Annotated in this window: 5 protein-coding genes; 2 read left to right on the top strand and 3 right to left on the bottom strand. The window is 48.0% G+C overall.

The window, feature by feature from the left end; genetic code table 11:
• Nucleotides 1-47 precede the first annotated feature (47 nt).
• Nucleotides 48-656 (top strand): adenosine deaminase, encoded by a 609-nt coding sequence (gene add / locus KDK14_RS13035; protein ID WP_373691076.1) that lies wholly within the window; start codon nucleotides 48-50, stop codon nucleotides 654-656.
• A gap of 240 nt (nucleotides 657-896) precedes the next feature.
• Complete coding sequence (locus KDK14_RS13030; RefSeq protein WP_257265579.1) at nucleotides 897-3167, top strand: hypothetical protein; 2271 nt, start codon at nucleotides 897-899, stop codon at nucleotides 3165-3167.
• A gap of 41 nt (nucleotides 3168-3208) precedes the next feature.
• Here the strand turns inward: KDK14_RS13030 and KDK14_RS13025 are convergent, their stop codons facing one another.
• The 3 genes from KDK14_RS13025 to mutM form a co-directional block, all read right to left on the bottom strand.
• Nucleotides 3209-3544 carry a translation initiation factor gene (locus KDK14_RS13025; protein WP_257265578.1) on the bottom strand — a complete coding sequence of 112 codons (336 nt, stop codon included), beginning with the start codon at nucleotides 3542-3544 and terminating at the stop codon, nucleotides 3209-3211.
• A 466-nt stretch (nucleotides 3545-4010) separates the two neighbouring features.
• Nucleotides 4011-5696, bottom strand: a complete 1686-nt coding sequence (locus KDK14_RS13020) for a hypothetical protein (protein ID WP_257265577.1) — start codon at nucleotides 5694-5696, stop codon at nucleotides 4011-4013.
• A gap of 181 nt (nucleotides 5697-5877) precedes the next feature.
• Nucleotides 5878-6693: a bifunctional DNA-formamidopyrimidine glycosylase/DNA-(apurinic or apyrimidinic site) lyase gene (gene mutM, locus KDK14_RS13015; RefSeq protein WP_257265580.1), complete on the bottom strand. Its 816-nt coding sequence runs from the start codon at nucleotides 6691-6693 to the stop codon at nucleotides 5878-5880.
• Between the last annotated feature and the right edge of the window lie 222 nt (nucleotides 6694-6915).

Genomic DNA, 6915 nt, shown 5'->3' with positions numbered 1-6915 from the left:
ACCATAGTTCCAGAATTAGAGTGAAATGGGAAAGTTATTTTTAGACAATTCCCAACCTGATCGGCATTCTGAGTCGTACCTTTGGCCAGCAGGCCTGTCAGAAAGAGCTGGATGCCTGCCTTGCTTTCAAAAACAAACTGGTAGCGATTGATCTTGCCGGTGATGAGCTCGGGAAACCCGGAACGCTGTTTGTTGACCATTTTCGCCAGGTTCGTGATGCAGGCCTGCACATCACCATTCACGCCGGCGAAGCGGCTGGCCCGGAAAGTATGTGGCAGGCCATCAGGGAGCTGGGTGCTACCCGCATAGGGCATGGGGTAAAAGCCATCGGTGATCCTGAGCTGATGGATTATCTGGCAGAACACAACATTGGTATTGAGTCCTGTCTGACCTCCAATATCCAGACCAATACCTTCCCCAATATTCAAAGTCATCCGCTCAAGCAGTTTCTGGACCGTGGCATTCTGGCCACCATCAATACGGACGATCCGGCCGTGGAAGGTATTGAATTGCCCCATGAATACGAGGTGGCTGCCCCCGCTGCCGGGCTGACTCAGGATGATATACGACAAGCACAGGAAAACGGCTTGAGCATTGCGTTTTTGTCTGATCAGGAGAAAGTCGCCTTGCAAGCCAAAGCCAGGAACCGTGGCTGAGATACCTTGATCCCACGGTCCCGAATACTTCTTGTCAATGCGCAACCTCCCGGCTCCTTTCCGACGAGCCGTTATCCAGCATCCGGCTATTTTGCCGAGAAATTATCAGTAATTAGCCATGAGTGGCTGTCGGCAGCAAGGTAGCATTCGAAGCAGAATGAAAATGATACCAAAGGCCAGTAAACAGCATTGTGTGGCACACAGAGGTTAAACGCCTGAAAGCAAGAAAGGACACCGGCCATGGATTCTGAGCAAATCAAAAAAGATTCAAACAGTGAGGTGCTTGTCACTATTAATGGCCCATTCCATGACGTGGGTAAGGCTCCGTCTGAACAGGTTACGGATATGCGCAAGCTCAAAGGGCAGGTTGTTACGCCAGAGTGCCCTGCTGATCCATGGGAGCAGGATTCCAGCGCCATAGAGCACAAGCTTTTTTCTGACATCAATGCCCTGCCTGCGGTTGCGATCAGCAATAGAAGTGAACTCAGAAAAAAAATGGCAGAAATTTACAAACAGGCCCATGAGCTGATGACCTGCTATAACCAGAGAATCCAGAACCTGTTGTTGGATGATCGTTTCTTGCACCGACACGCCTCTGAAGTCTCAGCTTTGATGATTCGGGGGTTAATGCCGCCACTGGAAAATGTCAAAAGTCTGGAAAAAACACTGGCATCAACGCGAAAAAAATCAGAAGACGAACCGGTGGATCAACTGCAACAGTCGGCAGTTGATGAATTGGCAGAACTTGAGCAAGTGTTTAAGGAGGCCAAAAGTCGGCTATCCAAATATACCAAACCGTTAAAGCCAGCACAGATACTTCAGAAACAGTTGAGTCAACGCCTGGAACGGGCCGCGTCGGAGTTGCAGCAAGCGCAAAAACCCGGTGTTTCACTCCCTTTGCATAATGCGTCTGATATAGCCACCACTAAACCTGCCAGCACTGCACCCCTGCCATATTATCAAACTCAGCAGAATCAGCAGCAGAAAAAGTGCTCAATCGACGATTTGCAATCAACCCAACTCAAGGCACTGGCATTAACGCTCGATACTGCCAGTCAAGAGATCGAGAAAAGAAACATCCAGTCTTTTATCCGTTACGTGGCATCGGAATATCAGCACTACGCCCCTCTGAGCCCCTTTTTGTCAGCGGCTGGCCAGAAGAGCGAACTGATGTCAATGAATCCTGATAAGGCCTGTAAAGCATGTCAGGAGGCCATTGTGCTACTTGAGGAGGTTTCATCCGGGGAGCCGGAGCTTTCCCTTGACTTATTGCTAAAAATTGACCGGTCCGTTGGTCAGTTGGCTTCATTTGATAAAAAGTTGCCCGGTGAAGTCTGGCAGCTGATGACCGAGCTGGCACCTGACCCGCACGATAGCCGATACCATTTGTTAAATTTGCTCTGCCGTAAGCTGCTTTCGGATGGCCCCACACCGTTAACACAAAAAGCGGTATTGAATAAATTTAAAGAGGTTGGACAGCTGCTGAGCCAGCCCCGGGAAGAGGCAGATTTTGATCAGCAGTTTTTCAGTGTTTTTGGCCCGATATTCACCTTGCCAGGCCACTTGAAAAAAACACTCACATTGGTTAATAAACCCCATGAGACCCTGGCATTGCTGCAGATGTTTGCCCGGGAGAAAGCGGGTGAACAGGCCCGCCTGGCAGAAATGACTGAGGCATTCAGAGTGATTGGCGATGAGCAGAAGCTGGCGTGTCTGATTCCGGGAGGGGTCGCCATTGACTGCCTTATAACAACAATACCGGCCCAGCTGACTGCTGAAATCAATGGTTATCGCCCTGGTGAAGACAACCGGGCTCATCAGCAGTTAACGGACTCCGTGCTGGCAAAGTTTTCGGATTATCACAAAACAACAGGGTTAATCCGCAAGCAAACAGAGAACATTAACAGTCAAGGCATAAACAGCCAGTCTGAGCACTCCAGGACTTTCTTCCAACTCAGCAAACAAATGGCGGAGACTCTGGCTTGCCCGGATAACCGCCAAGAAGCGCTACTGAAAAACATGGATGCTGAACTGCACAAAATCACGACCTGTTCCCAGGTAAACGCACAGGCAAAACAATCGATTGCCCAATGCCGGACACACATCAAGGATGCACTCGGGGAGAAACCTCTTGCCAACGACCAGGCCAGTAAGATCATCACACTGTTTCTTGAGGCTCAAACCGATATAGATGAGCCCGGTGCAGCTCAGACAGGGATCGTTGCCATGCCACAAGCGTTGGTGCAAGCCATGGCATCACTGGAAAACGGTGCTTCAGCCAAATGGTACAATCAGCTGTTCACCGGTCACCTGCAGGAGCAAAGAACGAAGACGCAGGGTATTGTGAAAAACGTTCTGGATGCCTGTCAGCAAACACGTGCGGCAACCATGGCTGTGGGCAGTTTTATTGAGGTATTTGCCCTGGAGATTACCAAAGATAATGACGACCCATTGATTAAACAGCTAGGCACAGAGATGCAGGCTTATGCCAACCGGCTGAAAACTGTTTGATTCGGTCATCACCGCCACTGGCTGCCTGCTTAAGTAGCCAGTTATCCACCGGATCGTTTGGCATCAAAACCTGCTTTTTGCAAATGGTCAACCATGGTATCAACGTGATCTCCCTGAAGTTCAATATTACCTTCTTTAACCGCACCACCCCCGCCACAGCGCTTCTTTAATTGCCTGGCAAACGCTTTCAGTTCATTGCCTGTCAGTGGCAGGCCGCTGATGACCGTGACCAGTTTGCCGCCTCGTCCTTTTTTCTCCGGACGGACACGAACGTTACCATCACCCACCACGTCTGGCGGGGATGTTTCTTCCTTGATTCGACCAGAATCGGTGGAATAGACCAGTTTACTGTCCGGGCTACGTTGATAATTGCTCATGGCTCACCTCTGGAAAAGCATCTTTATCAGTTTTAACTACTTATGATACGCCAATTGGTGCCCCTCCTGTATCTGCTGGTTATGGCGTTCACTATAACGGTAGGACACACAGTGAATTTGCCATTTCAATTTAACAACACGCAATAGCGTTAAAACGACCTTTAGGTGAATGGTGATTATAAAACCATGAATGGTTCGACTTTGCTTAAAATTGCCCTGCTGCAAAAATCAGGATTTGAGGTCAATGCAATCCCTGTGTATAAGTAGCTAACCATATGAAATCAGTTATTGATCGAATAAAGACAAGGATAGCCCTCCCGCCAGAGGCTCATGGTTCAGGAATTGTCCCGAAGTAATTTCAACACTTTGAACTTGCTTCGTTCATCCTGAGCCATTACATGAGGTCGCAGTTCACGCCCTTCGACAGGCTTGCAAAGTAACTTGGCCAGAAAATTCGAACAACTACTCAATTAAAATGACAGTGAATTACGTGGTCAGTGTCCGTCAACCAGCCGGTTACGCAGCAGTCGGGTATGCGAAATGCATTTTTTGTTTTTTCCCATGAAGTTTGATCCCTTTCCAGGGAGGCAGAGGTTAGCCGATTGGGCACAAACTGGCCTAACAGGGGGCTTTGCAACGTTTGGGCAGGGGTGTCTGAAGAATCCCTGTTATTACAAGCGTCCAGGTAGACGGTTAACAACTCTTCGACCTTTTCATGAAATGAGTTTATGCTTGCCAGAAGTTCAGAACGGGCAATCATGATATCAACCATTAATTTATTGTCGTCTGACCTGTTCCAGAAATAGTGCTGAAAATCCGCAAAAAAATCGTTAAAGTCTGCAGTCTTCACGGACCTGTCAAAAAAATCATTCAGAAAAAATTGCCCGGCATAACGTTCGCTCAATTTAACCAGCGCTTGCACAGCCATATCAAGTTCAGGCATATCTTCGGCTCCAGCCATACGCCTGGGGTCTTTCAAGAGTTTCATTGTCGTTGAAAAAGCGTTTGCCTTCTCATAATTGGTGATTACATCAATAGTGTTATCTATTTCTTTTTTAATGCCATCCGATTTTAATGCCTCGGTAATTTCGTCTATTCTGTTCCTGATCTCAACTTTGTCTTCTTCGTTTGCCAACTGCAATTGAAATTGGTTTAACAGTGTGATGAATCGGTTTGTTTCCCGCTGTAGTTTCACAAATAAGGCATTATTGAAGTGTTCAAGATATATCACATGTTTAACCTGTTGAGTGAAGTCCAAAATACCAATATTACTTTTCTCAATCCTGTACCGGATCTTTTTCTTCAGTGTGTCAATTATGATCGAAAACACTTCGCGTTGTGCGGACTGGTTGTCCATTACAGGGAGTTCATGATGTTTGTCAGTCACCAGAACTGCTTGTCTGCAACCGGGGTCTGGATGCGGGACAAAACCACCCGCTATGACCATTTGGAATGTTGCTCCGGTGACATCTTCACCAGACTCAGTGGTCAACACCGGATATTGGTATTTTTTCCTCTCAATGCAGGGCGGACAATTATACAACTGTTGATGCCTGATCTTTGGTGTAGACCAGCAGCCATGCCATAGTGACTTAATTGGCATATAGTGGTGCTTATAGTCAAGCACACTATATCTAGCAAAACCATAGTGGCAATTTACGACTCCTTCGTCTCCTTCGACTCCTTCTCTGTGCAACCCGATGCCTGCTTCAGCCATATTTGCCGGAGACAAATGCCCTTTAAATGTACTGTCCCTTAACTCACCGTCGTCTGTGTAGTAGCTTTTTTCAAGCATGGCTTTTACGGCATGAAAATCTTCACGTTGAACTGGAGTCAAGGCGTATATCCTTCTCTCTTGTAATTTTTGGACTATCAAATGAAAATCAGGGTCTCGCCACTCATCGTTAACCACTATATAGCGACTGGATAAATCCATTTCTACCAGGCAACTGCTTGACTTGCACGAATCAACCAGGATGGGATGCTGGCAGGATACTGCCTGCACAACCCGTTGAGTCTTGGAAAAGTAGACTTCACGGTTATAGTCCTGGGTATATATATCCAGTTTGATGACATTACCAAACCCTTTGTAGGGTTTGTGTTCATGATAAAAACGACCGTAGGCATATTTGCCGTTAATTGTAAGGTTCATCTGCTTTTCATGACCCCGCCTTGCCAGCGATTTGAAATGACCTGTTTTGCTGGTTTGAGATAATCTGCAAACAGTGAAGGATCTGACTATTCAGCACGTGGAAGGTTCAAAGTTTTTTGTTGTAGTTGTTTATCAATCCTGAATGTTGCCTTCTGTTAAGTTAAACGAATACTATCGTTCATCACCGCTGACAGTGAGCACAATAACAGCTGCTCCGGTTGCCCAGTTTTATTTCCTTTATGGTTTTGCCGCACTGGATGCACGGCTGGCCTGACCGGCCATAAACCGCCAGCGCCTGTTTAAAGTAACCGGGTTTGCCATCCCCCCCGACAAAATCACGCAAGGTGGTGCCGCCTTGCTCAATGGCTTTGGCCAGCGTCTCTTTGATGGCGTCAACTAACCGTTCATAGCGGCTCAGAGAAACTTTGCCACAGGCTCGATCCGGCCTTATCCCGGCTTTGAACAACGCTTCACTGGCATAAATGTTACCGACACCGACCACCACTTTATTGTCCATAATAAATGTCTTGACGGACTGGCTTCTGCCCCGGGACATCTGCCATAGCCGCCGGGCCGTGAACTCACTGTCCAAAGGCTCAGGCCCGAGATGCTTTAGCAGCTTATGTTCACAAAGAGGACGTGCAGACCAGAGAATAGCACCGAAGCGGCGAGGGTCCGTGTACCTTAATCGTTGCCCATCGGTCAGCAGAATATCAACATGGTCGTGTTTTTCTGCAGGTGTATCGGTTGTTATCACTCGCAGGCTGCCGGACATCCCCAGGTGCACAATCAGGTGGCCTGACCCGGTATCCAGCAGCAGGTACTTTGCCCTTCTCTTGACCTGCCTGATGGTCTTGCCACTGAGGATTTGATTGATATTGTCAGGCACCGGCCAGCGGAGCCCGGGTTCACGGACAATGATCTCCTTAATGGTGCGACCTTCAATATGGGGCTTGATGCCCCGCCGGGTGGTTTCAACTTCTGGTAGCTCCGGCATGGTTGTCTGCTCCGTTGATACGTTCAAACTGTCGTCTGGTGTTGGCGGCCATCGAATCCCTTCCAGCTTTAGCATAAGTAGCTAAGGAGCTGTCCTGAAATAACTTCGACATTTCTACAGACGCTTCCCGCTGCCCGCAAAAGCACAAGTGGTTCCAGCTTTTCGGGAAGCGGGCGGCGGCATTTTACCGGACTGAACAAAATGATGAAGTTATTCCGGGAC

Origin of the sequence: Endozoicomonas sp. ONNA2, assembly GCF_024606365.1 — a bacterium.
Taxonomy (GTDB): Bacteria; Pseudomonadota; Gammaproteobacteria; order Pseudomonadales; family Endozoicomonadaceae; genus Endozoicomonas.
The sequence above is the reverse complement of the archived record's forward strand: the minus strand, read 5'-3'. Positions and strand labels throughout refer to the sequence as shown.

What these genes read in the sequence shown, in the direction of transcription:
- KDK14_RS13025 (WP_257265578.1), bottom strand. Translation starts at nt 3,544, where the DNA reads ATGAGCAATTATCAACGTAGCCCGGACAGTAAACTGGTCTATTCCACC.
- KDK14_RS13020 (WP_257265577.1), bottom strand. Translation starts at nt 5,696, where the DNA reads ATGAACCTTACAATTAACGGCAAATATGCCTACGGTCGTTTTTATCAT.
- mutM (WP_257265580.1), bottom strand. Translation starts at nt 6,693, where the DNA reads ATGCCGGAGCTACCAGAAGTTGAAACCACCCGGCGGGGCATCAAGCCC.
- KDK14_RS13030 (WP_257265579.1), top strand. Translation starts at nt 897, where the DNA reads ATGGATTCTGAGCAAATCAAAAAAGATTCAAACAGTGAGGTGCTTGTC.